This window comes from Pseudochelatococcus sp. B33 (assembly GCF_053570585.1).
The window spans coordinates 248,205-274,055 of sequence record NZ_JBSEFH010000004.1 but is presented as its reverse complement, the minus strand read 5'-3'; the positions used below and the strand labels follow the sequence as shown (position 1 = coordinate 274,055).

At 66.7% G+C, this 25,851-nt stretch carries 24 protein-coding genes; 13 read left to right on the top strand and 11 right to left on the bottom strand.

All coding sequences use genetic code 11. The features are described from left to right. Positions 1-8 precede the first annotated feature (8 nt). From ACUSIJ_RS06195 to ACUSIJ_RS06175, 5 genes are read right to left on the bottom strand one after another with little or no spacing between them, the layout of a single operon-like run. A complete protein-coding gene (locus ACUSIJ_RS06195) occupies positions 9-1,037 on the bottom strand; it encodes a LacI family DNA-binding transcriptional regulator (RefSeq protein ID WP_449307505.1) in 1,029 nt (342 codons plus the stop codon). Between the two features lie 10 nt (positions 1,038-1,047). Further along, positions 1,048-1,908: an ABC transporter permease gene (locus ACUSIJ_RS06190; protein ID WP_449307504.1), complete on the bottom strand. Its 861-nt coding sequence runs from the start codon at positions 1,906-1,908 to the stop codon at positions 1,048-1,050. Positions 1,909-1,910: 2 nt separating this feature from the next. After that, entirely contained in the window at positions 1,911-2,735 is an 825-nt protein-coding gene (locus ACUSIJ_RS06185; protein ID WP_449307503.1) for an ABC transporter permease, read from the bottom strand. A 54-nt stretch (positions 2,736-2,789) separates the two neighbouring features. Beyond that, entirely contained in the window at positions 2,790-3,923 is a 1,134-nt protein-coding gene (locus ACUSIJ_RS06180) for an ABC transporter substrate-binding protein (RefSeq protein ID WP_449307502.1), read from the bottom strand. Positions 3,924-3,949: 26 nt separating this feature from the next. After that, entirely contained in the window at positions 3,950-5,098 is a 1,149-nt protein-coding gene (locus ACUSIJ_RS06175) for an ABC transporter ATP-binding protein (RefSeq protein ID WP_449307501.1), read from the bottom strand. A 200-nt stretch (positions 5,099-5,298) separates the two neighbouring features. Between ACUSIJ_RS06175 and ACUSIJ_RS06170 the strand changes: the two genes are divergently transcribed. From ACUSIJ_RS06170 to ACUSIJ_RS06135, 8 genes are all read left to right on the top strand, one after another. Then, positions 5,299-6,426 carry an extracellular solute-binding protein gene (locus tag ACUSIJ_RS06170; protein WP_449307500.1) on the top strand — a complete coding sequence of 376 codons (1,128 nt, stop codon included), beginning with the start codon at positions 5,299-5,301 and terminating at the stop codon, positions 6,424-6,426. Between the two features lie 233 nt (positions 6,427-6,659). Next, positions 6,660-7,724: an ABC transporter ATP-binding protein gene (locus ACUSIJ_RS06165; RefSeq protein WP_449307499.1), complete on the top strand. Its 1,065-nt coding sequence runs from the start codon at positions 6,660-6,662 to the stop codon at positions 7,722-7,724. Continuing rightward, entirely contained in the window at positions 7,717-8,598 is an 882-nt protein-coding gene (locus ACUSIJ_RS06160; RefSeq protein WP_449307498.1) for an ABC transporter permease, read from the top strand. The genes ACUSIJ_RS06165 and ACUSIJ_RS06160 overlap by 8 nt, the downstream gene beginning before the upstream one ends. After that, entirely contained in the window at positions 8,595-9,389 is a 795-nt protein-coding gene (locus ACUSIJ_RS06155) for an ABC transporter permease (protein ID WP_449307497.1), read from the top strand. The genes ACUSIJ_RS06160 and ACUSIJ_RS06155 overlap by 4 nt, the downstream gene beginning before the upstream one ends. 360 nt (positions 9,390-9,749) lie before the next feature. Next, the gene (locus ACUSIJ_RS06150) at positions 9,750-10,907 is read left to right on the top strand and encodes a trypsin-like peptidase domain-containing protein (RefSeq protein WP_449307496.1); all 1,158 of its coding nucleotides are present in this window, start codon (positions 9,750-9,752) and stop codon (positions 10,905-10,907) included. Positions 10,908-10,926: 19 nt separating this feature from the next. Further along, positions 10,927-11,943: an AAA family ATPase gene (locus ACUSIJ_RS06145; protein ID WP_449307495.1), complete on the top strand. Its 1,017-nt coding sequence runs from the start codon at positions 10,927-10,929 to the stop codon at positions 11,941-11,943. Then, positions 11,918-12,886, top strand: coding sequence for a DUF58 domain-containing protein (locus ACUSIJ_RS06140; protein WP_449307494.1), 969 nt, complete (start codon positions 11,918-11,920; stop codon positions 12,884-12,886). Before ACUSIJ_RS06145 ends, ACUSIJ_RS06140 begins: the two co-directional genes overlap by 26 nt. Before the next feature lie 36 nt (positions 12,887-12,922). Continuing rightward, entirely contained in the window at positions 12,923-13,993 is a 1,071-nt protein-coding gene (locus ACUSIJ_RS06135) for a VWA domain-containing protein (RefSeq protein WP_449307493.1), read from the top strand. Positions 13,994-14,064: 71 nt separating this feature from the next. Here ACUSIJ_RS06135 and ACUSIJ_RS06130 read toward each other — a convergent pair whose 3' ends face one another. From ACUSIJ_RS06130 to ACUSIJ_RS06120, 3 genes are all read right to left on the bottom strand, one after another. After that, positions 14,065-14,199 (bottom strand): hypothetical protein, encoded by a 135-nt coding sequence (locus ACUSIJ_RS06130; RefSeq protein ID WP_449307492.1) that lies wholly within the window; start codon positions 14,197-14,199, stop codon positions 14,065-14,067. Between the two features lie 43 nt (positions 14,200-14,242). After that, on the bottom strand, positions 14,243-14,566 hold the full coding sequence (locus ACUSIJ_RS06125) for a DUF1330 domain-containing protein (protein ID WP_449307491.1): 324 nt from the start codon (positions 14,564-14,566) through the stop codon (positions 14,243-14,245). Positions 14,567-14,693: 127 nt separating this feature from the next. After that, positions 14,694-15,236 carry a flavin reductase family protein gene (locus ACUSIJ_RS06120; RefSeq protein ID WP_449307490.1) on the bottom strand — a complete coding sequence of 181 codons (543 nt, stop codon included), beginning with the start codon at positions 15,234-15,236 and terminating at the stop codon, positions 14,694-14,696. A 394-nt stretch (positions 15,237-15,630) separates the two neighbouring features. On the opposite strand from ACUSIJ_RS06120, the gene ACUSIJ_RS06115 reads away from it, so the two are divergent. The 4 genes from ACUSIJ_RS06115 (at position 15,631) to ACUSIJ_RS06100 (ending at position 20,772) form a co-directional block, all read left to right on the top strand. Next, on the top strand, positions 15,631-16,551 hold the full coding sequence (locus tag ACUSIJ_RS06115; protein ID WP_449307489.1) for an alpha/beta fold hydrolase: 921 nt from the start codon (positions 15,631-15,633) through the stop codon (positions 16,549-16,551). Then, positions 16,541-17,128, top strand: a complete 588-nt coding sequence (locus tag ACUSIJ_RS06110; RefSeq protein WP_449307488.1) for a hypothetical protein — start codon at positions 16,541-16,543, stop codon at positions 17,126-17,128. Before ACUSIJ_RS06115 ends, ACUSIJ_RS06110 begins: the two co-directional genes overlap by 11 nt. A 205-nt stretch (positions 17,129-17,333) precedes the next feature. Next, entirely contained in the window at positions 17,334-19,859 is a 2,526-nt protein-coding gene (locus tag ACUSIJ_RS06105) for an alpha/beta hydrolase (protein WP_449307487.1), read from the top strand. A gap of 40 nt (positions 19,860-19,899) precedes the next feature. After that, positions 19,900-20,772, top strand: coding sequence for an alpha/beta fold hydrolase (locus ACUSIJ_RS06100; RefSeq protein ID WP_449307486.1), 873 nt, complete (start codon positions 19,900-19,902; stop codon positions 20,770-20,772). A gap of 35 nt (positions 20,773-20,807) precedes the next feature. Here ACUSIJ_RS06100 and ACUSIJ_RS06095 read toward each other — a convergent pair whose 3' ends face one another. Continuing rightward, entirely contained in the window at positions 20,808-21,722 is a 915-nt protein-coding gene (locus ACUSIJ_RS06095) for a LysR family transcriptional regulator (RefSeq protein WP_449307485.1), read from the bottom strand. A 143-nt stretch (positions 21,723-21,865) separates the two neighbouring features. On the opposite strand from ACUSIJ_RS06095, the gene ACUSIJ_RS06090 reads away from it, so the two are divergent. Next, positions 21,866-22,939: a tartrate dehydrogenase gene (locus ACUSIJ_RS06090; protein ID WP_449307484.1), complete on the top strand. Its 1,074-nt coding sequence runs from the start codon at positions 21,866-21,868 to the stop codon at positions 22,937-22,939. A gap of 42 nt (positions 22,940-22,981) precedes the next feature. Here ACUSIJ_RS06090 and ACUSIJ_RS06085 read toward each other — a convergent pair whose 3' ends face one another. Continuing rightward, on the bottom strand, positions 22,982-23,680 hold the full coding sequence (locus tag ACUSIJ_RS06085; protein ID WP_449307483.1) for a GntR family transcriptional regulator: 699 nt from the start codon (positions 23,678-23,680) through the stop codon (positions 22,982-22,984). Between the two features lie 244 nt (positions 23,681-23,924). Further along, complete coding sequence (locus ACUSIJ_RS06080; protein ID WP_449307482.1) at positions 23,925-25,652, bottom strand: ABC transporter permease; 1,728 nt, start codon at positions 25,650-25,652, stop codon at positions 23,925-23,927. Between the last annotated feature and the right edge of the window lie 199 nt (positions 25,653-25,851).

Below are 25,851 nucleotides of genomic sequence, written 5' to 3'. Positions count from 1 at the left end.
GGACGACATCAGGCGGGAACGAAACTCTGGCGGACGACCAAATCCGGGATGATGCGCTCGTAGGCGGGCGGCATGTCGGGCTCCGCGAGGCGGCGGCCGATCAGTTCGACCGCGCGGTCCGCCATGGCGATGGGGTCCTGGCGGAAGGTCGTCAGGCGGTAGCTGAGCCATGCGGCCTCCGGCACGTCGTCGAAGCCGATGACGGCCACGTCGCGCGGCACGGCGAGGCCGAGCTCCAGGCGGATGACATCCATCACCCCGAAGGCGATCTGGTCGTTCGCGCAGAAGACCGCCTGCGGCCGTTCCCCGCCGGCGAACAGGACACGCGCCGCGTCACACCCGCCTTCATAGTCCGAATCGGCGCCGCGTCCGATGGTGACACTGGCACCGAGACGATCGGCCTCTGCCTGGAAGGCGGTTTCGCGCTCGCGGATGCTCGGCGTGCCGGACGCCGATCCGGCGATGGCGAGCCGCGTCCGTCCGCTCCGCACGAACGCCGCCGCCGCCTTGCGCGAGGCTTCGGAATTGCCGGCACGCACGTGATCGGCGCCCGGTTCGGAACGGCCGATGACGACGAGCGGCTGACCGTTGCGGCGGGCGAGATCGAAGAAGCTTTCCGGCGGCGAGCCGGACAGGATCACGGTCGCCGCCGCCCGGTGGCCGATCAGCGTGCGCTGCGCCGCCAGCAGTTCCGTCTCGGTCTGGCCGGTGTTGATGAGCACCGGGATGTTGCCGCGCGCGATGAGCGCCTTGGCAAGCGCCGCGGCGAGATGGGCGCGGAAGCCGACTTCCGGCTTCGTCGCGACGATCCCGACCAGCCGGCTCTGGTTCGCGAGCACGCCGCGCGCCAGATCGTTCACCTGGTAGCCGAGCTCGCGGGCGGCCGCGAGCACCCGCTCGCGCGTCGCCGGGGCGACGCTCGCGCCGGGCGTGAAGGTGCGCGACACGGCCGACCGGGACACGCCGGCGCGTTGCGCCACCTGCTCGGCGCTGACGAAACGCATGCGCGGCTGCGGCTTGCCGTCTCCATCGACCATGCCCGTCTCCTCAGTGCCCGACGCGCGACAGGACGTCCGCCTTCAGGAATCGCTCGACGACGAGCATAAAGACCAGCGACGGGATCAGCAAAAGCAGCGCGGTGATGGAGGCGATCTGGTAGTTGCCGCCGGCGCCGGCGGTGTAGAGGAGCAGCGGCAGCGTCGTCACGTCCGGCGCGCCGACGAAATAGCTGCCGGTGAACTCGTCAAGGCTTTCGAGGAAGACGAAGATGGCGCTCGCCATCAGCCCCGGCGCGGCGAGCGGCAGCGTGATGTCGACGAAGGCGCGCAGCCGCCCGGCGCCGGCACAGCGCGCCGCCTGCTCCAGCTCGAGGTCGACGGCCGCGAAGGCCGCGGTCGCGATCCAGACCGCATAGACGAGCCCGTGCGAGACGTGCACCAGCACTACGCCCGCGATCGTGCCGTTGAGGCGGATCTCGTAGAAGATGCGCGCGATGTTGACGTAGACCGTGAGGTTCGGAAAGGCCTGCGGGATCAGGAAGGCGAGCAGGATCAGGCCGCGCATCGGCAGGTTCAGCCGCGCCAGAGCGTAGCCGGCCGGAATGGCGAGCATGAGCGAGACGACGACCGTGAGAACCGCGACGATGAGCGAATTCTGCAGCGATTCCATGGCACCGCCGCGCGGGGCGAAGACGTTTTCCCACGCGCTGAATCCGTATTGCAGCGGCAGCGTGTGCGGAAAATACCACTTCTCGGCCACCGTCCACAGCAGCATGTTGGCGAGCGGCCCGAAGATGAAGAAGGCGAGAACGCCCAGGATCAGGCCGCGCGGCACCCACCAGAGCGCGGGCGCGAGCCCGGCGAGGGACAGGGAGGAACCGGACCTGACGGAAAGGGATTTGGCCGGCATGCTCATGCGCGTTCCTTCATGCTCTGGCGCAGATAGATCCAGGCGACGGAGGCGGCGAGCGCCAGCGATATCAGGCCGAGCGCGTTGGCGACCCCGTAGTCGCCATACGCGTTGACGCGGAAGGCGATGTCGGCCGTCAGCATGGTGGGCGACTGGGCGTTGATCATCAGCGGCACGGACAACACCGACATCATCGTCACGAAGGACAGGATCAGGCCGACGGTGAGCGTCATCGTCACCTGCGGCACCAGGATCTCGAACAGGATGCGCGGCTTCGATGCGCCGAGATTGCGGGCGGCCTCGATCGTCTCGCGGTTCACGGAGGCCATGGCGCCGGCCACGAGCAGCGCGACGAAGGGCGTCTGCTTCCAGACGAAGGCGATCACGATGCCGCGCCAGTCGAGAAAGCTCTGCGCCTCCAGCGGCGTGATCAGGCCGAGGCCGATGGCGACATTGTTCATGATGCCGTTCTTGGCCAGAAAAGTGCGCAGGATCTGCCCGACGACGATGAAGGGAATGAAGAGCGGCCAGCGGTAGAGCCAGCGCAGGATGGCGACGGCGATCGGATGCTCGCCGAGCGTGAGGTAGCCGCCGATGGCGATCGCGGCCAGGCCCGTCAGGATGGTCGACAGGCTGACGATCAGCATCGTGAACACGATATCCCGCCTGTAGAGATCGACGCTCTTGGCGAAATTGTCCCAGCCGAAACCGCCGCCCTCCACCACGAAGGCGCCGATGGCCGACAGCACGAGCGGCAGGATGAAGAAGAGCGCGATCACCGCGAGCGCGGGCGTGACGAGGGCAAGGCCGAGAAGACGTCTGGGCACGGGACGAGACCTTTGTGGGACGGCTCCCCGGCCCGGCCGGGGAGCCTGGGAGGCTTACTTCACCGACCGCTCGTAGGCTTCGAGGATGGCGGTGTTGTACTCGGCGAGCGGGAAGGGCTTGCCCTTGGTGGCGAGGTCTTCAGGCGTGATGTCGACGAAGAGCTGGTTCCAGGTGGCCTCGTCGAGCTTCGCCTTCACATGGTCGGCGTCGATGCCGGGATACCAGTTGAAGCGCTTGACGATGCCTTCCGCCTGCACCTCGGGGCTGGTCGCGAGTTCGATGAACTTGCGCGCCAGATCCTTGTGGGCGGTCTTCTCGGGGATGACATAGTGCATCGGCTGGCCGGGCATGCCGGGCGCGGGCAGGACGAGCTTCAGGTCCGGCGGCAACTGGCCGTTGGCCTGCCAGGAATAGAACATGTCGACCCACACCGGCCCCATGGCGATCTCGCCGCGGCTCAGCAGGTCGAGCGTGCCGGCGTTGCCGGGCGTCAGCGTCGCGTTCTGCGTGAAGTCGGCGAGGCTCTTGAAGGCGCCGTCCCACTTCTGGGTTTCGTCTTCCTTGAAGGGGCCGGCCTGCAGGTTCTGCGCATCGCCGTCGCCGAAGGCGTAGACCCAGCCCATCACGAAGCTGACGCCGGAAGCGCCGCCCTTGATGCCGTTGTAGCCGAACTGCTTCGGATTGGCCTTCGCCCATTCGGCGAGCTCGTCATAGCTCTTCGGCGGGTTGGAGACGAGCGCCGGATTGTAGGCGATGGCGGTCTGGCTGTTGAACATCGGCATCACATAGCCGTCGACATCGGCGCCGAGCGCGTTCTTCGCGTTGTCGCGGGTGACGAGCTTGCCCGTCGAGATCGCGTCACGGTACTTGTCGAGGTAGCCCTTCTCGACCATCGGGCCGGCGAACTTCTCATGGACGACGGCGACGTCGACGTCCCAGGTGGCGCTGTTGGCGGCGGCCTGCGCGTCGAAGCGCTCGAGCAGCTTCTGCGAGCCGGCGTCGCCGGGGCCGGTACCGATGGCGCGCACGGTGTTGCCCGGATAGGTCTTTTCGAAGAGCGGGCCGAGATACTGGTTGATGTAGTCCACCATGTTCTGGTCGCCGGCCGTGGCGACCGTCAGTTCCTCGGCCCTGACGGGAAGGGCCGCAAGCACGACGGCAAGAGCCGCATAGGACATTCTCTTCATGACGGTATTCTCCAGCGTTGAACGGATCAGGCAGGCATCTTCCCGGCCGCGGTAGGGGTATCTTGCCGGGAACCTTGAACGACCGGAGGGCGGATATCCGGCCGGTCGAAGAGGAAAAGGGCATCGGAGGCGACATGCACATCCACGCGTGCGCCGGGGGCGAAGGCACGCGGGGCGTCGGCCAGGATCTCGGCCTCGCCGAGGCGGACGGTGTGGCGCCAGTGGCCGCCGGGATAGCTGACGGCGGCGATCTCGCCCCGGAAGACGAAGCCGTCCGCCTCCAAGGGTTCTGTGCCCGCCTCGTCGACGCGGGCGGCCTCCGGACGGAATCGCGCCTCGACCGCTCCGGAGCCCAGCGGGCGGCCGGCAAGCGGCACGCTGCCCTCGGCGTTGGCCGGCCCGGCGGCAATCACGAAACGGTCGCCCGCCGGCGCGCCGCTGAGCGGAACGACGTTCTCGGCGCCCATGAAAGCCGCGACGAAGGCGGAAGCGGGGCGGTTGTAGACGTCCTCCGGCGTTCCCTGCTGGGCGATCCGCCCGGCGTTCAGGATGACGATCCGGTCGGCCATGACCATGGCTTCCTCGCGATCGTGCGTCACGTGGACCGCGGTGATGCCGAGGCGGCGCTGCAGTGCGCGCAATTCGTGGCGCACGGCGAGCCGGATGCGGGCGTCGAGGTTCGACAGCGGCTCGTCGAGCAGCAGCACCTGCGGCTCGATGGCGAGCGCCCGGGCGATGGCGACGCGCTGGCGCTGGCCGCCGGACAGGGCCGAGGGCTTGCGATCGCCGAGGCCGTCGAGGCCGAGCATCGACTGGATCGCGCCGACGCGGGCGGCCCTTTCCGCCTTCGGCGTGCCCTTCAGGCGAAGCCCGTAGCCGATGTTCTGCGCGACGGTCATGTGCGGCCAAAGCGCATAGGACTGGAAGACCAGCGACACGCCGCGCCGGTCCGGCGGCAGATCCGTGACGTCCTGGCGGCGCAGCCGCACCCTTCCGGCCGTGGGCGAAACGAACCCGGCCAGCACGCGCAGCACCGTCGTCTTGCCGCAGCCCGACGACCCGAGCAGAGCGACGAATTCGCCCCGGCCGACGGCGAGGCTGATATCCTCCAACACCCGCGTGTCGCCGTAGCTGCAGGCGATGCCGTCGAGTTCGAGAAAGGTATCCGGCTGCATGTCCACTCCCGCTTGCACAGGTGTGCAATTCCGCTGGCGACTGGATAGAGGGTTTCGTTGACACCGGGATGACAGCGGGGCGATTTCGCCCCGCCCGGCCGGCCCCTCGTCGGGCTGGGAGCCCCAGCGGCCGTCGTGGATTTGTAACAAGAGGTGTCTAGCCTGCGTTCATCGATCCGATCTGGAAGGAGACTCCTGCAATGAAAGCGATCCCGAGACGCGCTGTTCTGAAGAGCGCGGCCGCCCTTGCGGGCGTTTCTCTCGCCGCCCCCTTCGTCTCGCGCAAGGGCTTTGCGCAAGGCTCGTCGGGCACGGTCAACATCTTCGCCTGGGCCGGCTACATCACCGACGAGCTGATCGCCGCCTTCGAGAAGGCCACCGGCATCAAGGCGAACTACACGCCCTACGGCACCAACGACGAACTGCTGAACCAGCTGCGCGCCAACCAGGGTGCCGGCTTCGACATCATCTGGCCGACCGTTGACCGCGTCCCGAACTACGTCGAGTTCGGCCTCATCCAGCCGATCGACGAATCGAAGGTCGAAGTGGCCCGCGTCCTGCCGAGCATCTGGAAGAACTCGGAAGCGTTCGGCGCGGTCGTGGACGGCAAGCGCTATCAGGTGCCCGCCGACTGGGGCACCGAGGCGCTCGCGTTCGACCGCGACAAGTCGCCGCTGGAATACGGCCAGGCTTCCTATGGCGACATCTGGAAGCCGGAGAACGCCGGCAAGGCCACCGTGCGCGGCCACTCCAGCCTCGTCGGCCTCGGCCTGTGGCTGGAGAAGGAAGGCAAGCTGCCGCGCCCGCTGCTCGACGCCTTCAAGACCCCCGAGGCGCAGGTCGAGATCTTCGACGTGATCCTGGCCGAAGCGATCGCGCGCAAGGGCAACATCGTGCAGTTCTGGTCGAACGAGAACGAGGCCCAGGGCGCGTTCCGCGTCAACGGCGCGACGATCGGCCAGACGTGGGATTCGACCGCCGCCGCGCTCGCCAAGGAAGGTCTGCCCGTCGGCTTCATCGCCCCCACGGAAGGCGCGCTCGCCTGGCTTGAGGGCTTTGCCATCCCCGTCGGCGCCAAGAACATCGATCAGGCCTACGCCTTCATCAACTGGTTCCTGACGCCGGAGGCCGGTGCGCTGTACTCCAACGCCACCGCGATCAACTCGACCGCCGTCGGCGCGGCCGACCTGCTGTCCGATCAGGCCAAGACCTTCTTCGCCAACGCCTATCCGGACGACGCGCTCGACAGGCTGTGGTGGTGGCCGGTGCAGGAGAACTGGTACGTCTCCAAGCGCAACGAATATCAGGACCGCTTCCTCTCGGCCTGATCCGCCCGGCACGGCGGGGCCGGACGCGCTTGCGCCACGGCCTCCACACCGGGGCCATCCACGCCCCGCCGGCTGTTTGCACATGATTTTTCCCGCCCGCGATACCGGCGGCCGGGGATCGTGCTATAGATGTCGTGTCGGCCTGACAGATTCGTCTGGCTGGCAGGAATTCGTTTTGAATCAGGGAATTGCGGGCCGCGACCCGATCGCCTTATCCCGTTTTCGGAGCGCGTATGCATTCGGTCGAGCTTGACAGGATCAACATGGTTTTCGGCACCACGCGCGCCGTCAACGATGTCTCCCTGACGGTGGGCGGGGGAGAGTTCTTCTCCATTCTCGGCCCCTCGGGCTGCGGCAAGACGACCGTGCTGCGGATGATCGCCGGCTTCCTCGAACCCACGTCCGGCAGCATCGCGATTGCCGGGCGCGCCATGAAGGGCTTGGGGCCGGACCAACGGCCGACGGCGATGATCTTCCAGTCGCTGGCGCTGTTTCCGCTGATGCCGGTGTGGGAGAATATCGCCTTCGGTCTGGAAGCGCGCGGCGTGGCGCGGGCGAAGCGCCGGGCAAGGGCCGAGGAACTGCTGGAACTGATCGCCCTGAAAGGCTATGGCGACCGCCTGCCCGGCGAGTTGTCGGGCGGCCAGCGCCAGCGTGTCGCCATCGCGCGGGCGCTCGCCATCGAGCCGCAGGTGCTGCTGCTCGACGAGCCGCTGTCGGCGCTCGACCTGAAGCTGCGCCAGCACATGCGGGCGGAGCTGCGCGCCCTGCAGAAGCGCACCGGCGTCACCTTCATCTACATCACCCACGACCAGTCCGAGGCGCTCGCGATGTCGGACCGCATCGCGGTCATGAACGGCGGATCGGTGGAGCAGGTCGGCACCCCGCATGACCTCTACGACAATCCCGCCACGCCCTTCATCGCCACTTTCGTGGGCGAGAACAACGCCTTCGCCGGCCGGGTGAGCGCTATTACGGACGGAATGGCGACGGTCGAGACCGGCACGGAAACCCTGCGCGGGCGCGCCGGGCCCGGCCTCGCTCCGGGCGCGGCGGCGAAGCTCTACGTCCGGCCCGAGGCGCTGGTCGCCGGCGGCGGGGCCGAAAACGGCCTCAGCGCGCGGATCGAACGGATCGATTTCGAGGGGGCCTTCGCCCTGGCTTACGGCACGCGGCAGAACGGCGCGCCGCTCATCGCCTCGATCGCCAGCACCGCCATGGCCGATGCTCCGCCGGTGGGCGCCACGGCGGCGTTCTCCTTCCGCACCGACCACGCGACGGTGCTGCCCGATGGCTGAGATCCTGCGCCGTTTCGGACACGGCCCCGGCACGGTCATCCTCGCTCTGGTCTTCCTGTGGCTCGCGGGCATGGTGCTGGCGCCCAACCTGATGATGATCGACTATGCGCTGCGGCCCAATCTGCCGCCGGCGCGGATCGGCGGGCCGGAGGACGTCTACTCGCTCGACAACCTCCTCTACCTGTTCAACGAGCAGGTGCACCGGGCGATCTTCGTCAAGACCGTCTGGGCGAGCGCGCTCGTTGCCTTCACCACCTTCGTGGTGTGCTATCCGCTGGCCTATTGGCTGGCGCAGCACGCCACCCGCAACCAGACGGCGCTGGCGCTGGTGGCGCTCACCATTCCCTTCTGGATCAACGAGGTGCTGCGCACCCTGGCGTGGTACATCCTGCTGGCCTATCGCGGGCCGCTGAACGCGCTTTTGACGGGCCTCGGCATCATTGACGAGCCGGTGCGCTGGCAGGGCGACGCTGGCGTGCTGGCCGGCATGGTCTATGCCTACATCCTGTTCATGCTGTTTCCGATCTACAACGCCATCGAAAGCCTCGACAAGGCGCAGATCGAGGCCGCGCGGGATCTGGGCGCGCCGGTGTGGCGCATTCACTGGCGCGTGGTGGTGCCCCATGCCAAGGCGGGCATCGCCACGGGCTGCGTCTTCACCTTCATGCTCGCGGCCGGCTCCTACGTGGCCCCGGCGCTGCTGGGCGCGCCGGGAAGCCGCTGGTTCACCGAGATCATCTACAACTGGTTCTTCGAGGGCGGCGACTGGAACCGAGGCGCGGCCTATGCGCTCGTGCTGCTCGTGCTGTGCCTGATCGTCGTGCTGGCCGCGCTCAGGCTTGCCCGCGTCAGCCTGGCCGAGGTGGCGAAATGAAGGGCGGCGGCTGGATCGCGAAGGCGCTGTTCCGTTTCTACATGGCGGCCTTTTTCCTGTATCTTTTCATGCCGCTCGCGGTGATGAGCGCGGCCACCTTCAACACCAGCCGCTTTCCGACCGTCACGCCGTGGCAGGGCACGACGCTGGAATGGTTCTCCGCGCTGTGGGCGGATGGGGCCATGTGGCATGCGGTATGGACCTCGGCGGCCATCGCCTTCTTCGTCGTGCTGGTCGCGCTGCCGGTCGGCACCGCGGCGGCGCTGCTGCTCACGGGCCTCAACGGCCGCGCCCGCAGCCTGCTCTACGCGGTCATGGTGTCGCCGCTGCTCACGCCCGGGGTGGTGATCGGCATTGCAACGCTCGTCCTGTGGCGGCAACTGGGCGTCGGCGGCGGCCTGTTCCTGATCGTCGTGGCGCAGACGAGCTTCATCATCTGCTATGTGATGCTGATGGTCACCGCCCGCCTCCAGCGTTTCGACCGGACGCAGGAGGAGGCGGCGCTCGGCCTCGGCGCTTCGAAGATCATGATGTTCCGCCGGGTGCTGCTGCCGTTCCTGAAGCCCGCGCTCGTCGCGTCGGCGTTCCTGGCACTGCTGCAGTCGATCGAGAACTACAACACGACGCTGTTCGTGCGCGGTTTCGAGACGCCGCTCACGGTCTTCATCGCCACCAAGGTCCGCACCGGCCTCACGCCCGCGGTCAACGCGCTGGCGCTCGTCATGATCGCTGCCGCCATCATCGGCGCCACCGGCTACGAACTCTCCCGCCGCAGGCAGGCGCAGCGATAGCCGGCCCACCCCGCCGGCGCGCAGCCATTCAGGGGTTTCAGGCGGCGTCATCCTCGGGGTGATGGGGGGTCCCGCGAGAGAATCACGCCGCGCCGACCCGGCTCCACGCACCGCATCCGCGCTATATTTCGTTCGGACAGTCACGCGGACATCGTGGCTGACGCCGCCCCAATAGATTTGATTGTACAGTAGGTTACGCACTGGAGGAACATTTAGCACGTCCCTCACGTTTAGGAGAGTGATACCTGGGTTGCAGGATTTCTTATTGGCAGAAGAAGTTCTCGCCTCTAGCTTACTAATAATGCGGTCTTATGACGCGCGCAGGGCACCCGACTTATGGAACGATCAGGGGACCCAGCCATGAAAAGGCGAGCGATCTATAGCAAATCCGGCAAACCGCGCGGCGCGGGCGGTATACCGTGGACTGCGCCCGGAGGCGGCGACCCGGTCTATATAGCGCCTCCCCAGGATGAAGGCCCGACGCTGCGGCAGCTTCTGGGCCGGTGGTGGGCGGGGCTCTACGGCCGCCACCAGGGCAAGCTGCTGGTGGCCGTCAGCGTGGCGACGACGCTGGGCGTGGTCGGCCTCTATCTTGCCCTGCAGCCGCCGGCGCAGCGTCTCACCCAGCGGCAACTGAATGCGGCGGTCAATTTCGCCCTGGAGGAACGGCCGCGACCACCATCGGTGAGTTCGCTGGCTTATGCCAAGATCATCGGCTCGGTGGTGCTGGTGAGGGGCTACGACCCGAAAGCAGAAAAGCAGCAAGCCGAAAAACAACAGACCGAAAAGCAGCAGGCCGAAAAGCCGAGCACCGAAAAGCCGCAAAGCGAAAAACCGCAGGCCGCAAACCCCGAGGCCGAAAAGCCGAACGACGGAACAAGGCAAGCCGAGGCCCCGAAGGCCGACCGCCAGCCCGCTCCCGATGCGAAGGCGGCTCCCGATGCGAAGGCGAAGGAAGGCGCGGACGAGGATCTGCATGAGAAGTCCACGTCCGTCGGCACGGGCGTCGTCATCGACGACGAGGGCACGATCCTGACCAACCTGCATGTCGCCCGCGCCGCGCCGCAGCTGCGGGTCGTGTTCTGGGACGGGACGGAATCGGATGCGACGATCATCGGCGCGCAGCCGGAAAACGACCTGGCGGTCATCCGGCCCTCCACCCTGCCCGACGATCTCGCGCCTGCGACGCTCGCCTCCACGGCCAATCTGCGTCCCGGCGACGACGTGGTGGCCGTGGGTTTCCCCTTCGGCATCGGGCCGTCGGCCTCCGCCGGGGTGGTCTCCGGCCTCAAGCGGCAATTCGGTGAGAAGGGTGGGCGGGTGATGACCAACCTCATCCAGTTCGACGCTGCCGCCAATCCCGGCAATTCCGGCGGGCCGCTGGTCAATGCCGACGGCGAGGTCGTGGGCATCGTCACCGCCATTCTCAACCCATCCGGCGCGCGCACCTTCGTCGGCATCGGTTTTGCCGTGCCGATCGAGAACGCCGCCTCGGCACTCGGGGAATCCCCGCTCTAGAACAGGACCGGCAGGAGCCATGAACCAACCCGCCATTACTTCCGCACAGGCCGCCTCGCAGATGGAGCATATCCTTTACGAGGTGAAAAAGGTCGTTGTCGGCCAGGATCACTTCCTGGAGCGCGTGCTGGTGGCCCTTCTGGCCGAGGGGCACCTGCTGGTCGAAGGCGTGCCCGGCCTCGCCAAGACGCTCACCGTCAACACGCTGGCCCAGGCGATCCAGGGCACGTTCCGGCGTATCCAGTTCACGCCGGACCTCGTGCCGTCCGACCTCATCGGCACCCGCATCTACAACCAGAAGACCGGCGATTTCACCACCTCGCTCGGCCCGGTCTTCGCCAATCTGCTGCTCGCGGACGAAATCAACCGCGCCCCGGCGAAGGTGCAGAGCGCCCTGCTCGAGGTGATGCAGGAGCGGCAGGTGACCATCGCCGGCGAGACCCACAAGGTGCCCAATCCCTTCGTGGTCATGGCCACGCAGAACCCGATCGAGACCGAGGGCACCTATCCCCTGCCCGAGGCGCAGGTCGACCGCTTCATGATGAAGGTTCTCGTCGGCTATCCCAGCGAGGAGGAGGAGTTCGTCATCGTCTCGCGCGTCACCGGGGCGACGCAGGCCGTGGCGCGGGTCACCGATACCGGGCAATTGCTCGCCCTGCAGGCCCGCTGCCGCTCGCTCTATGTCGATCCGTCCCTCATCCAGTTCGCCGTGCGGGTGGTGGCGGCGACCCGCGACCCGGAAAAGGCCGGCATCCAGGATCTGGGCCGGCTGATCCTTTACGGCGCGTCGCCGCGCGCGACCATCAACATGATCGCGGCGGGACGGGCGCTCGCCTTCCTGCGCGGCCGCGACTACGTGCTGCCGGAGGATGTGATCGACGTCACGGCCGACGTGCTGCGCCATCGCATCGTCCTGTCTTACGAAGCGCTTTCCGAATCCATCTCCGCCGACCAGATCGTTTCCCGGATCCTGACGGCGATCCCGGCACCCGAAAAGCCATTGGAGGCCCATGTCCGCATCGCCGCATCAGGCTGAATCCCTTCTGCGCCGGCTGGAATGGACGGTGATCCGGCAGCTCGACGGGCTGCTGCAGGGTGATTACCGCACCCTGTTCCGCGGCTTCGGGCTGGATCTGGCCGACCTGCGCGAATATCAGGCCTACGACGATGTGCGCCACATCGACTGGAACGTGACGGCCCGTACCCAGACGCCCCACGTGCGCGTGTTCAACGAGGATCGCGAGGTCACGGCCTGGTTTCTGGTCGACCTCAGCCCGTCGGTGGATTTCGGCTCGGGCGATGTCAGCAAGCGGCAGATGCTGAGCGAGTTCACCGCCGTGCTCGCGCGGCTCCTGACCCGGCAGGGCAACAAGGTCGGGGCGGTGCTCTACGACGGGCTCAACGATTTCGTCGTCCCGCCCCGCAGCGGGCGGCTGCATGTGCTGCACATGATCGACAAGATCCAGGCCCACCCGCGCCTGCTGCGCGCGCCCCAGACCGATCTCGGCGGCTTTCTCGGCCGGTCGCTGGCGGCGATCAAGCGGCGGTCGCTGATCTTCATCGTATCCGACTTCATCTCCCGGCCCGGCTGGGAAAAGACGCTGAACCAGCTGAGCCGGCGCCACGAGGGCGTGGCGGTGCGGCTGACCGACCCCCTGGAGGCGGCGCTGCCCGATATCGGGCTCTGGGTCTTCCAGGATGCCGAAAGCGGCGAGCAGGTGTTCGTCGATACCGGCGACCGGGGTTTTCGCAGACGCTTCGCGGCCGAGGCGGCGCGGGCGGAGGAAGCCCTGCTCGACGCCTTTTCGAGTGCCGGAATGGATGTTCTGGAGCTCTCCACCGGCGACGACCTGGTGGATGCGATCCTGCGTTTTGCCGACCTGCGCAAGGTTCAGTCGCGGCTAGCCGGCGGCGGGGTGCCCGCACCTCCGGCCGCCCGCGGCGCCGAAAGCGCGGCGGATACATTGGGGGGGAGATGAAACGGGCAAAGGCAAAGGAACGAACCGGGTGATGCCATGACGTTTATCTGGATGGACATGCTTTGGCTGCTGTTGCTTGTTCCGATCCTGATCGGGTTATACGTGCTGATGCTGCGGCGGCGAAAGCGAACGGCCCTCCGCTATGCCAACCTCGCCATGGTCAAGCAGGCGCTCGGCCGGGCGCCCGGCTGGCGCCGCCACCTGCCGCCCGCGCTGCTGCTCATCGCCATTGCCGTGCTGATCCTGGCCGTGGCCCGGCCTGCGGCGGTGGTGACGCTGGCTTCCTCGCGCGCCACCATCATCCTGGCCGTGGACGTATCCGGCTCGATGCGCGCCGGGGACGTGGCGCCGTCGCGCATCGCTGCCGCCCAGAGCGCCGCCAAGCAGTTCATCGCCGATCAGCCGGCGGACGTGCAGATCGGCATCGTCGCCTTCGCCTCGGCGGCCTATCTGGTCCAGGTGCCCACCATCGACCGGGAGGCGCTGTACCAGGCCATCGACCGTTTCCAGACCCGCTATGGCACGGCGGTGGGATCGGGCGTGCTGACCTCGCTCGCCACGATCTTCCCGGACGAGGATTTCGAAACCGGCCAGAACAATCCCCGGCTGGGCGTGCCGATGGGCGACAACCGGTCGCGCCGCTCCCAGAGCCGGTCCCTGGACGAGCAGGCCGCCGAGGAAAAGCCCGAGCATATCCCGGTGGAGCCGGGTTCGTACCGGAACGCGGTGGTGATCCTGCTGAGCGACGGCGCCACCACCACCGGCCCCGATCCGATCCAGGCCGGGCAGACCGCCGCCGACTATGGGGTGCGGGTCTTCACCGTGGGCTTCGGCTCGCCGAACGGCGACGTGGTGGAGTATGAAGGGCGCTCGATGCGCACCCAGCCCGACATCGAGACGCTCAAGACCATCGCCCGGACCACCGACGCCCAGTTCTTCGAGGCGCAATCGTCGGACGATCTGGCGCAGGTGTACAAGTCGCTGTCGGCAAGGCTCATCAGCGAGAAGAAACTGACCGAGATCTCGTTCATCTTCGCCGGCGTCGGCGCCCTGTTCGCCCTGCTTGCCGGCGCCCTGTCGCTGCTCTGGTTCGGCCGCGTGGTCTGAATGCACGTGGCCTGCAGCGGCCGGCCCTCGGGAGGAAGCCGGCGGCAACGTCAGGATTGATTTGCCCACCTTCAGGACTTGCGGAAGACGGCTCCCAGCATGGCCCCTATCGCAATCCCGAATCCGATGCCGACGCCGATATTGTCGAATATCGTCGTGCCGGCAACGGTGCCGAGCCCGACCCCCATCGCGATCCACAATCCCATGGCACTCCCCGTCCTCGCGGTTCGAGCCGCCGCCGGGCGACGATCAGCGTTGCAGAATATCGGTCGCGCGATGCGCTTCGTCGACGCCGTCGATGAGGAACGCCTCGCCTTCCGCGTTGCGAAGCCGCTTCGGCAGGATCGCCCGGTAGGCCGGCGAGCCATACCAGTCCCGCGCGGCCTGACGATCCGGAAAGGCGATGACGATCAGATCGCCCGGAAAGACGCCCTCCAGCGGCTCCTTCTCGCCGCCATGGATGACGAACCGCCCGCCGAACGGCGCGAGCGTCGCATCGATCGATTCCAGATAGCTGACGATATCGTCATTCATGTCGACGTTGCGCAGATGCGCCACCGCGTAGGTCGTCATGTCCGTTGCTCCCTGTCATGTCGCGCTAGCGCTATTCCAGCAAAAGTGGACACCACTTTTGCGTCCGGAATTGCGTAAAAACAAAGAGATAGAGCATTTTCGCAATTCGGAGAAAAGCGGAAGTGCCCTATATCCCGCTCGGGAGCTTCGAGCGCATCATCTCTTTTCTGTCGATCCTCTCCCCGTCCACGATGAAGGTGCCGTCGCCAACGGCATGGAGGGTTCTCTTTTCCGTGCGGGACGTGTCGAAATAGGCCGCGACGCCCTCGAGCACCACGATGCTGTGCTCATCGACGAAGTCGACGACGCGGCACTCGATATTGGCGAGACATTCCTTGATGAGCGGCGCGCGGACATGTCGTGCCTTGAGAGGGGTGAGAGGGAACTTCTCGAATTTGTCCGTGTCCGCTCCCGAGCACGTGCCCACCCCGATTGCGGTATCGATCATCTCCACCGTGGGGATCGCGATCACGCACTCGCGCGTTTTCCGCAAAGCCGCGTAGGAATGGTTCCAGGGCCCCGTGGTCATGGCAAAGTTCGCCGAGAACCCCAGCACCATGGTCCAGGTGATGGTCATCACGTTGGCCTTCCGGCCGTCATGCGTCGCGACCAGGACGACCGGCCCCGATTCCACCAGGGTGAACGCCTTGCTGAGTGGCAGACTTTCCATGTCCTGCTCCCCGTTGCAGGGCCATCTATACCAGCGCAGTCCCCGGATTGCCAGCGCGGCGGGGATCATGGCGGATCGCACCCGGGCTTCCGGTGCGGACGGCCGGCCGGAATGGCGACGCTGCAGTCGAACGACCCCGGCGCCCTCCCCGCATCAGGTTGAGCGGCGGCTCGCGCTTCGGAACGCGTCGCGAACACATGCAGAAGGCCATCAGTATGTCGAACTCCATGCATCAAATGCTCTAAATTATGGCATCAAAACTTGTAATCCGCCTGGAAACATGCCAGCTTTTAAATCAAGGCGACCGTCGAGAGTCATATAATTGAAAAAAAACTGTCATAATGACTCCCCAGACCAAACCCGCGTCCGTGAGGTTTTTTCGGGCAACAACCGGGTGAGATATTATGTCGACGGGGCGGACGATCGGCCCGCCGTCGTGCTCGTCAACGGCCTGACGCAATATGCCGACATGTGGCGGGATTACGCGGCGCATTTCACCGCCCGGGGACTGCGCGTGGTGCGCTTCGACATGCTCGGCCAGGGGGACTCGGACAAGCCGGCGCTGGGGGTGCGCTTTGCCGACCACTGGCGCACCATTGAGGCGGTGCTCGATCACCTCGGCGTCGAGCGGGCCCATGTGGGCGGCATCTCCTTCGGCGGCACGGTTGCGGTGCAGTTCGCTTGCGAACGCCCCGAACGCTGCGCGAGCCTCGTTGCCATGAGCTGCTTCGCCGAGATGCCGCCCCAGCTCTATATGCTCGGCTGCAATCTGTACGAGGCGCTGGTCCAGACCGGCCTGCCCTCGATGCAGCGCTGGCTGATGCCCATGAACATGAGCGACGAATGGCTGGCGGAGAACGCGACCGCCCTGCCCGAGCTGATGCGGCGCGGCTACGTGGTCAACGATCTCTTCGCCCTGCAGAACCTCATGGAATCGGTGGCGGCGTTCGAGCCGATCACCGGCCGTCTCGGCCGCATCGACTGCCCGGCGCTGATCCTGAACGGCGAGCACGACTTCTTCACGCCCCGCAAGTGCCACGAAGTCCTGCGCCGCGGCATCGCGCACTCGCGCCTCGTCATCGTCCAGCACGCCTACCACGCCTTCACCGTCGAGAAGCCGCGGCTGACGATACGGCTGATCGAGGCCTTCCTCGATCTCGTCGTGGCGGGAGCCTGGCCGGGCGACCAGAGCGTGTGGATCTCGGCCGAGGGGCCCGAGGAGCCCGAGCCGTGGTTTCCCTGCCGGGGCGATCACCTGCGCGCCCTGCCGCTCTTTCCGCCCCGTTCCGGACCGGAGGCGCGGGATGTTTCTTGAGCGGTACGACCGGATCCGCGCGCACATCGCGGCCGAGGGCTTCACCCCCGCGACCCAGACCCGGATCGCGCTCTATCTCGGCGCAGTGAAGGCGGCGGGCCTGCCCTTTCTCGTCGGGGCGACGGCGCTGCCGGCCGAGACGCTGCAATGGCAGGCGATGAACGAGCAGTTCTTCCGCGAGAGCGAGGCGCTCGCCCTGCTCGCCCGGGTCACCAACTGGGAGTTCGATCCCTGGATCTACGCCCAGATCGCGGCCGTCGTCACGCCGCTTCAGGCCGAGACGCTGCGCGCGTCGATGGCCGGCGACCCGACGGGGCTCGACTCGCTCGCCCTCGGCCACGCGCGGCTCGCGACGGTCCGGCTCGCGCCCATCGTGCCCCAGGAGCTGATGCTGGAGCCCTTCGCCATGGCGCTGCTGCGCATCGAGCAGGAGAACGGGCGATTGCTGCAAACCCAGATCCGCCTGCTCAAGGACGGGCTCGAACGGATCCCCCGGGAACGGCGGGAGGAAGCGGTCGCCGTTGCGACCCGACTGACGCGGGAGGTGCACCGGCACTTCCTCGACACGCTGGCCTGACGGCCGCGCCTGCCGTAACCGACCGTCCGCATCGGCGGCGGGAGTGTACGATTCATGGCATCTCCATCTATCTATTTGATTTTACATTACAAATTCGCCGGCCCTCTTGACGCCCTCCGGGCCCATGGCTCAGATTGACCATCAGGACTTCCGGCCGGATGGGCAAAACGCCCGGACACACCGGCCGCATTCCAGGGGGGAATCCGTGCTGAAGAACCGCATTCTGGCCTGCGCGCTCGCGGGCACTCTCATCGTGCCGATGGGCCTTGCGCTGCCCATCGACCGGGCAGCCGCCCAGCAGCAGATACTCGACATCACCGCCCGCTCGGCGGTGGCTGCGCATGACGCGCTGAAGCAGACCGCGGTCCTGCCGGATTTCCGCATCGGCGGCACCTATGATCTCGACGATCCGGCCTCCTGGGAGAACGGCGGCGTCGGCGGCGTGACGCTGGAGAGCCTCGGGGCCGATCCGCTGCGCCTCGGCTATATTGCGCTCGGCACGCCGAAGACCGACGCCGAGGGGCGGATCATCAACGCCGTGGTGATCCCGTCGTTCTATTCGGGCGATTCCACCTCGATGTACGATCAGTGGGTCGAGGGCAGCGCGCTCTCCGGCGGGCCGGTCGTCGGCCCGGGCAAGCTCATCGACACCGACCGCTTCTACGTGGTGATGTTCGACGCCATCGGCCTGTGGGGCGCCTCCAAGCCCTCGGACGGGCTCGGGCTGAAATTCCCGCTCTACAGCTATTACGATCAGGTGCAGGCTCAGTACCGGGTGCTGCGCGACCAGCTCAACGTCGGCCGCGTGGCGCTCGTCACCGGCGTCTCCATGGGCGGCTCCCAGACCCATCTGTGGGGCGTGATGCACAGCCCGAGCGGCTTCGTCAGGGCGGTGATGCCCATCGGTGGCACCACCCAGGAGGACGGCGGCGATCCGGTGCGGGCGTGGCTCTTCCAGCTCGCCACCGCCGCGCTGGAGAGCGATCCGGTCTGGAAGGAGACCGGCGGCGACTATTACGACCGGCCGAAGGACCAGCACCCGAACCAGGGCGTGGCCTTCCACTGGTCGGTGCTCAGCCAGAGCGGCTTCGACCTCGGCTACCGGGCCACCCAGCCGTGGGAGACGGTCAAGCGCGACGTGTTCTTCTGGAACCCGCCCACGCCCGAAGCCGGCGCCGGCATGGCGGCGATGGCGCAGAACTTCGATGCGGTCGACCTGCTGTACCGCAACCGCACCGGGCTCGACTACAACATCAACGACGATCTCGGCCGCAGCCGCGCTGATACGCTGGTGCTGCACGTCAAGAACGACAACTGGCTGGTTTTCCCGCTGGCCGAGCGGGCGGCGGAGCGCATCCCCGGCGCGCGGCTGATCGGCGAGGAAAGCCCGCTTTCCCACTACGCCGTCTTCGGCATGCCCAACAATCAGGCCGCCAATCCGATCTTCCGCGATTTCCTCCAGACGGTGGCGATCGGCGCCGAGACGCCGGACGTCGAGCTGCCGGACTGGCGCATCGCCTCGGTCGCGAAGGATATCGACCCGCAGCGCTCGTTCTGGAAGGAGGAGATCACCTACCCCTTCCCGGTGAAATTCACCACCGGCAAGGATTCGCTGGGGCGGGAGTGGCAAATCGGCTACATGGACGAATACGCGGGGAAGGATCCGAACTCCCGCACCCTCGTCATCATCCACGGCAAGGGCGCGTTCGGCGCCCATTACGGCAACATCATGACCTATGCGCTGGCGAAGGGCCTGCGGGTGGTCGTGCCGGACCTGCCGAGCTACGGCCAATCAGGGCCGGGGAACCTCGCTCTCGACGAGTCCCGCTCCATGGCGAACATGCGCGAGGCGATCCACGACGCGCTCGGCAGGATCGGCGTCGAGAAGGCCGCCTTCTTCGGCCATTCCATGGGCGGGCAGTTCGTGCTCGGCTACGCACTGAACTGGCCGGACCAGGTGGAGAGCATCATCCTGGAGGGACCGGCGGGACTTGAGGAATTCCCGCGGGAGGTGCCGATCGGCGGCGGCGAGACGGTCGACGCCTTCGACCCCGCCCTCGCCAACCAGGGCCAGAAGTGGCGCGAGGTCTGGAAGCCGCTGGGCCTGTTCGATGCCGAGTTCAACCGCACGCCGGAGGAGGTGGAGGACTTCTTCAACTGGCGCAAGCGCGACGCGGCCGGCAATCCAAGCCCCGCCTCCACCGGTTATTTCCTGCGCGAGACGCCCTATGCCCGCCTCCACACCGACCAGCGCATCGCGATGATCAAGGGCAACCCGCGCGAGTTCGACCAGTGGGTGGCGGCCTTCATCTGGGATATCCACAGCATGGTGGCCGAGAACCTGAAGGACGATCCGGACAACCTCTACCGCCGGCTGCCGCAGATCAAGGCGCCGATCTTCCTGACCTTCGGCGCGCGCGAGCCCTTCATCCCCTCGACGCCGCTCAACGGGCTCACCGACATGGCGAACGAGGTCATCACCCCGTTCGCCGAGCGGCTGGCCGCCGCAGGCAACCCGCCGCTGGTCAAGGTCTATCCCGGCGCCGCGCACTTCATCCACACGGACGAACCGGTGCGCTATCCCCGCGACGTGGTCGACTTCGTGCTGACAGGCAAGGTCTCCCTGGCCGATCCTCTCATCACCGACGCGCTGATCAACGGGACGGCGAAGGAGGCCGCCGCGGCCGACAGCGCCGGGTCCGCGGCCACCACCGAGGGGCTGAGCAAGTAGAGGCGAGGCAAGCAAGAGGCGGGACAAGCGGGAGGCGGACATGGCGAGGATCGATATCGGCGGGGGCCTGCATCTGGGCCTGCGCGTCTGGGGCGAAGGGCCGGTGCGGGTGGTCTTCATCCACGGCAATCTCGCCAGCAAGGAGTGGTTCGAGCTCACCGCGCCGCACCTGCCGCGCGACCTGACGGTGACCGCGCTCGACTGGCGCGGCTGCGGCGACAGCGACCGGCCCGAGCCCGGCCCGGACTACGCCGCCTACTCCATGGAGCAGCACGCGGCCGACATGCTGGCGGCGCTCGATGCCCTCGGGATCGGGCGCTGCCATCTCGCCACCCATTCGACCGGGGGCTACATCGCCATGCTCATGGAACTGGCCGCCCCCGGCCGGTTCCAGAGTATCCTCGACCTCGACCCGGTGCCCCCGGCGGGGCTGCCCTTCGACGCCGCCGGCACTGCCGTCTTCGAGGCCATGCAGGCGGCAAAGGAAGTGACCCGCGCGGTGATGGCCTCGGCCGCGCCGACGCTTTTCGCCCCGGACAGCCTCGCCCAGGGCGCGGTCCCCGCCCTCACCGTGCCGGCGAGCAGGAGGGCGAAGCTCTTCGAGCGGATCGTGGACCGCACCTTCGGGCTTCCGACCGGCATCTGGCTCGGCACGCCCCACCACCTGAACCGGGCCTATCAGGCGGGCGGGCTGACCGCCCGGATGGGCGAGATGACGGCGGAGCGGCTGATCGTCTGGGGTGAGCTCGATCTCTGGATCCCCGAGGCGGGCGTGGAAGCGATGGCGGCCGGCCTGCCGAACGCGCGGCTCGTGAAGGCGCCGGGAGTGGGGCATTCGATGAACATAGAGGCGCCCCGCCTCTACGCCGGCTATTTCAGCGCCTTCTTCTCCGGAAGGGAGCCGCCGCCCTGAACGGCGGCGCCGATGCGGATTTTCTGTCCCCCGCGCTAGGCCAATTCAGCGTACCTCGCGGCGTTCTCGTGCAGTATCTCCAGGATCGCATCCCTGACCGGGTCGCGCACGTCCCTCATCCATGCAACGGCGAGAGGGAGTTTCCGCAATTGCGGCAGGCCCTCCCTGTCGAGAGAGAGAAAATGGACGCCGCTCATCGCCAGCTTCGACGTCCAGCGCGGGACGATGGCGAATCCGATTCCGGCCGCGACCATGTTGACGATGGTCTGCTTTTCATCAGCGACCTGCGCAATGCGCGGATGCAGACCGGCCTCGGCGAAGACGTCCAGCGTGAGGTCATAGCTATGCGGCCGGGAACGGCGGTCGGGAACGATGAGCGGCAACTCGGCGAGATCACGCACGGAAACCGAGGATCTCTCGGCCAGAGGATGCGTGGACGGCGCCGCGACGACGGCGGTTTCGAAGAATAGCGGCTCAACCACGAGATGGCGGCTCATGCCCTCACGCGGCCGGATGAACGCGATGTCCAGGCGGCCGGCGAGAAGCTTGGGAACGAGACGGACCGACTTGTCCTCGACGAGCTCGATGACGATGCCGGGCCTCAGCGCCTGCAAATCGTGCAGCAACGTCGGCAGCAGGCCGGCGGCGGCGCTGTCGACGGCGCCGATGCGGCATGTCGCGGATCGCCGGCGCCGGCCGGCCCGGAATCGTTCGGCCAGGCCGTCGAGGCCGGCAAGCAGCGGGCGCACCTCCTTCAGCAGCGCGACGCCGTCCTCCGTCAAGGCGACGCTGCGCGTGGTGCGGCTGAAGAGCGTGCTTCCGAGCGATTCCTCCAGCAGCCGCACATGCCTGCCGACCGAGGCCGGAAGCAGTCCCATTTTCTGCGCGGCGCGGCCGAAATGCAGCTCTTCCGCCACCGCCACGAAGCACCTCAGTTGCTCAAGCTCCATCGGCCGTCTCACCTATTGTTGCATTTATTTATATAATTATTTGCGCGTTGAGAAGGGCGACGGCGTCGCCATAAGGTCACGACGGGCGCGCGGCGCCCCTGCGGTCCAACGCTGCATTCAATCAGTCGAAACGGAAATCGGACATGCGCCACTACACTATCGCAGCGATCCCCGCCGACGGCATCGGTCCGGAAGTGATCGACGCCGGCATCACGGTGCTCAGAAGTCTCGAACAGCGCCTCGGCGACGTGACATTCGGCGTGGAGGTTTTCGACTGGGGCTCCGACTACTACAGGAAGAACGGCGTGATGATGCCGCCGGACGGGCTTGAAAGGCTGAAGAAGTTCGACGCCATCTATTTCGGCGCGGTCGGCGCGCCGGACGTGCCGGACCACATCACCCTCTGGGGCCTGCGCCTGCCCATCTGCCAGGGGTTCGACCAATACGCCAACGTGCGGCCCACGAAGATCCTCCCCGGCATCACGCCGCCCCTGCGCAACTGCGGTCCGGGCGATCTCGACTGGGTGATCGTCCGCGAGAATTCGGAAGGCGAGTATTCCGGCCATGGCGGGCGCGCCCATCGCGGCCTGCCCGAAGAAGTCGGAACGGAGGTCGCGATCTTCACCCGCGTCGGCGTCACCCGCATCATGCGCTATGCCTTCAAGCTCGCGCAGGCGCGGCCGCGCAAGCTGCTCACCGTCGTCACCAAGTCGAACGCCCAGCGCCACGGCATGGTCATGTGGGACGAGATCGCCGCCGAGATCGCGCAGGAGTTTCCCGATGTCACCTGGGACAAGATGCTGGTCGACGCGATGACGGTGCGCATGACGCTCAAGCCGCAAAGCCTCGATACCATCGTCGCGACCAATCTGCACGCCGACATTCTGTCGGACCTCGCCGGCGCGCTCGCCGGCAGCCTCGGCGTCGCCCCCACCGCCAACATCGATCCGGAGCGCCGTTTTCCGTCGATGTTCGAGCCCATTCACGGCTCGGCCTTCGACATCACCGGCAAGGGGATCGCCAATCCGATCGCCACCTTCTGGACAGCGGCGCAACTGCTCGACCACCTCGGCGAGCCGGAGGCCTCCACGCGGCTGATGCGCGCCGTCGAGACAGTCACCGGGGCGGGTATCCTCACGCCCGACGTCGGCGGCAACGCGACGACGCAGGAAGTCACGGACGCCGTCTGCGACGCCATCTACGCGTCGAACCTGTAGAGGCGCATGCGGTCACCGGCCGGCGGGAACGGCCCGCAGGGTTCAGCCGCGCTCTTGCGGGGTCGCCTTGCGCGTTCTGTCGATCCCGTTCAGGATGTGGTCGCGGGCGGCGACGAATGCCTTGAGGCTGTCGCGCTCGGACAACGCGTCGACAATCGCCTGGTGCTCGGCGTTCGACGTGCCCAGCACGTCGGGGCTCGCGAGCGCGCGATAGCGCTGGATGTGCAGTTCCCGCACGAAACTCTGGTAGATTTGCGCCAGCCGCGTGTTCCCGCTCATCCGGGCGATCTGCTGGTGGAACTCCAGATTGATCGGATAGTACTCCCGGACATTGTCGGCCTTGGCGAGATCGTCCATGCGCGCAAGCAGGTTCCGCAGCGTCGCGATTTCCTCATCGGTGATTTTCGCCGCGAGCAGCATGGCCATGCAGCCGAATACCCCCGCGCGCGCGACGGAGAGGTCCTGCGCCTCGTCGTTCGACAGGGAGCGAATGAAGAAACCGCGGTTGGGGATGATCTCGATGAGCCCGATCGCCGCCAGCGCGCTGCACGCCTCCCGAATGGGGCCGCGGCTGACGCCGAGCCGCTGGGACAGGGCATTCTCGTTCACGCGCTCGTTCGGTTTGATCTCGCCATCAATGATCATTCTCTCGATTTCGGCCTGAACCACGTTGGCCAGCGACCGGGTGCGCAGGAAGTCAATCGCAGAGAGATTTTGGGGCAAGTTAGCAGAATCGGACATAGCCAAGCCAGTATGGTTCCGGAGATATCAAGCGTCGCGGTTCGCGACCCGAATAGCGACACGACAATCTTTCGACGATAAGCGGCAACGGCGAGAAAAACCATATCGTTACCCTCGCCGCCATTCCCTTATGCCCCGAAACGATACGGCACCGTGGCGTTTCTATACCACTGCCGCCGCCCACAATCCATCTCGCGGGGTTCAATCCCCATCCTGGGATGAGGTCTGCTCAAGGAGCAGCGCCCTATCCGCGCGCGTTCATCTGGGAGCCGCCGAGCAGCGGCACGCGATTGGCGACGAAGACCACCGCGAACGAAACCGCCAGCAGGATGATGCCGAGGACGCAGATCGCCCCCAGATCGCCGCTCTCGTTCAGATCGTAGATGATGACCGACACCAGCTTGGTGTTGGCGGTCGTCAGCAGGATCGTCGCGGACAGCTCGCGAATCGTGCCGACGAACACGAAGCACCATGCCGCAACGACGCTCGTGCGCAGCAGCGGCGCCGTGATGTCCCACAACGTGCGCAGGCGCGACGCTCCCATGATGCGTCCGGCATCCTCCAGTTCCGGATGGATGCCGGCGAAGGAAGACGACATCTGCTGATAGCCGGCGGGCAGCTCGATGGTCATGAACGCGATCAGCAGGATCCACAGCGTGCCGTAGAGCTGGAACGTCGGGTTCGCGTAGCTCAGGAAGAGCCCGACACCCAGCACGATGCCCGGGATCGCGACCGGCGCGGTGGCGAGGATGCCCAGAATCCCGGCGCCGGGCACCGAGCGCCGCGTCACCAGATAGGACACGACGAGCGCCATGGCGGTGACGATGGTCGCCGTCAGCACGCCCAGCAGGAACGTGTTGCGCAGCGCAAGCTGGGTGGCCGAGAAGTTGAACAGCACGAAATACCAGTGCTTGAACGTGAAGGTTTCCAGCGTGAGCGGATCGCTCGCGGTATTGACGAACGCCGTCTTGAAAATCGCCCCATAGGGCAGGATGATCGTCAGCGAGAGCACGCTGAATACGAAAGCCACGGCGGCCCATTTCCATGAGCCGAGCGCGACGATCCGCGGCGTGCCGCTTTTGCCGCCGAGCACGGTATAGCCCTTGCGTCCCAGGATGGCCTTCTGGGTGCGCAGCAGCACGACCGTGATGAGCAGCAGCGGAATGGCGGCGGCGGCGGCGAGCCCGAGCTGCGGCGGGAACTGGAAGAGGCTCCAGATTTTCGTCGTGATGACGTGGAACCCCGCCGGCAGGGCGATGATGGCGGGAGAGCCGAACATCGTCAGCGCCTGGAGGATGGCGATCAGCGTGCCGGCGAGCATCGCGGGCAGCACCATCGGGATGGTTACCTTGCGCAAGGTCGTCAACGCCCGTCCCCCCAGGATGGCGGAGGCGTCCTCCAGGTCCGACGGCACCTTGTCGAGCGCGTTCGCGACGAGCGTGAAGACATAGGGAAAGGTGAAGCAGGCTATCGCGAAGATCAGCCCCGAAAACGTGTAGATGTTGACGAGCACGTGCTCGGGGCCGAGACCGAAGAGCTGTCTGTAGAGGATGTTGACCAGCCCGCTGTTGGGGGCGGCCAGAATTTCGTAGGCGATGGCGCCCAGAAACGGCGGCGTGACGAACGACGCCGTTACCGCCATGCGGATATAGCGGCGCCCCGGCAGATCCGTCCGCGCGACCAGCCACGCCATCGGCGTGGCGACGACACAGGCCAGAATGCCGACCCCCAGGGACATGGCGATGGCAACGCCATAGGACCGCAGGATCGTCACGTCGGTGACGAGGGCGGTGAAGTTCTCGAACGTGGCGCTGCCGTCCACGTCGCTGTGAACGCTGTAGTAGAAGAGCCAGAAAAGCGGCAGAATGACGAGGACGCCCAGGACAAAGGTCAGAAGGACGAACGTCGGCCATGAGAGATCGATTTTCAGGGTGCGCTGCATGGTCGGCTTGGCAATCGTGATATTTGTCATAGCGGCTGATACCATCTGTCGAGGCATGCCACCCTGGATGGCCACGCCCGTATGTCGCCAATGTCACGCGGGCCGCACGGCATCCATTCTGCCGATTTGGCGACGTGCAACCCGGGTTCCCGGACGTTCGCGGCTTTGAAGATCCCGGCAAACGTCCGGCAATTCGGCTCCCACCCGCGGTTCTTCCCGATCAGGCCCC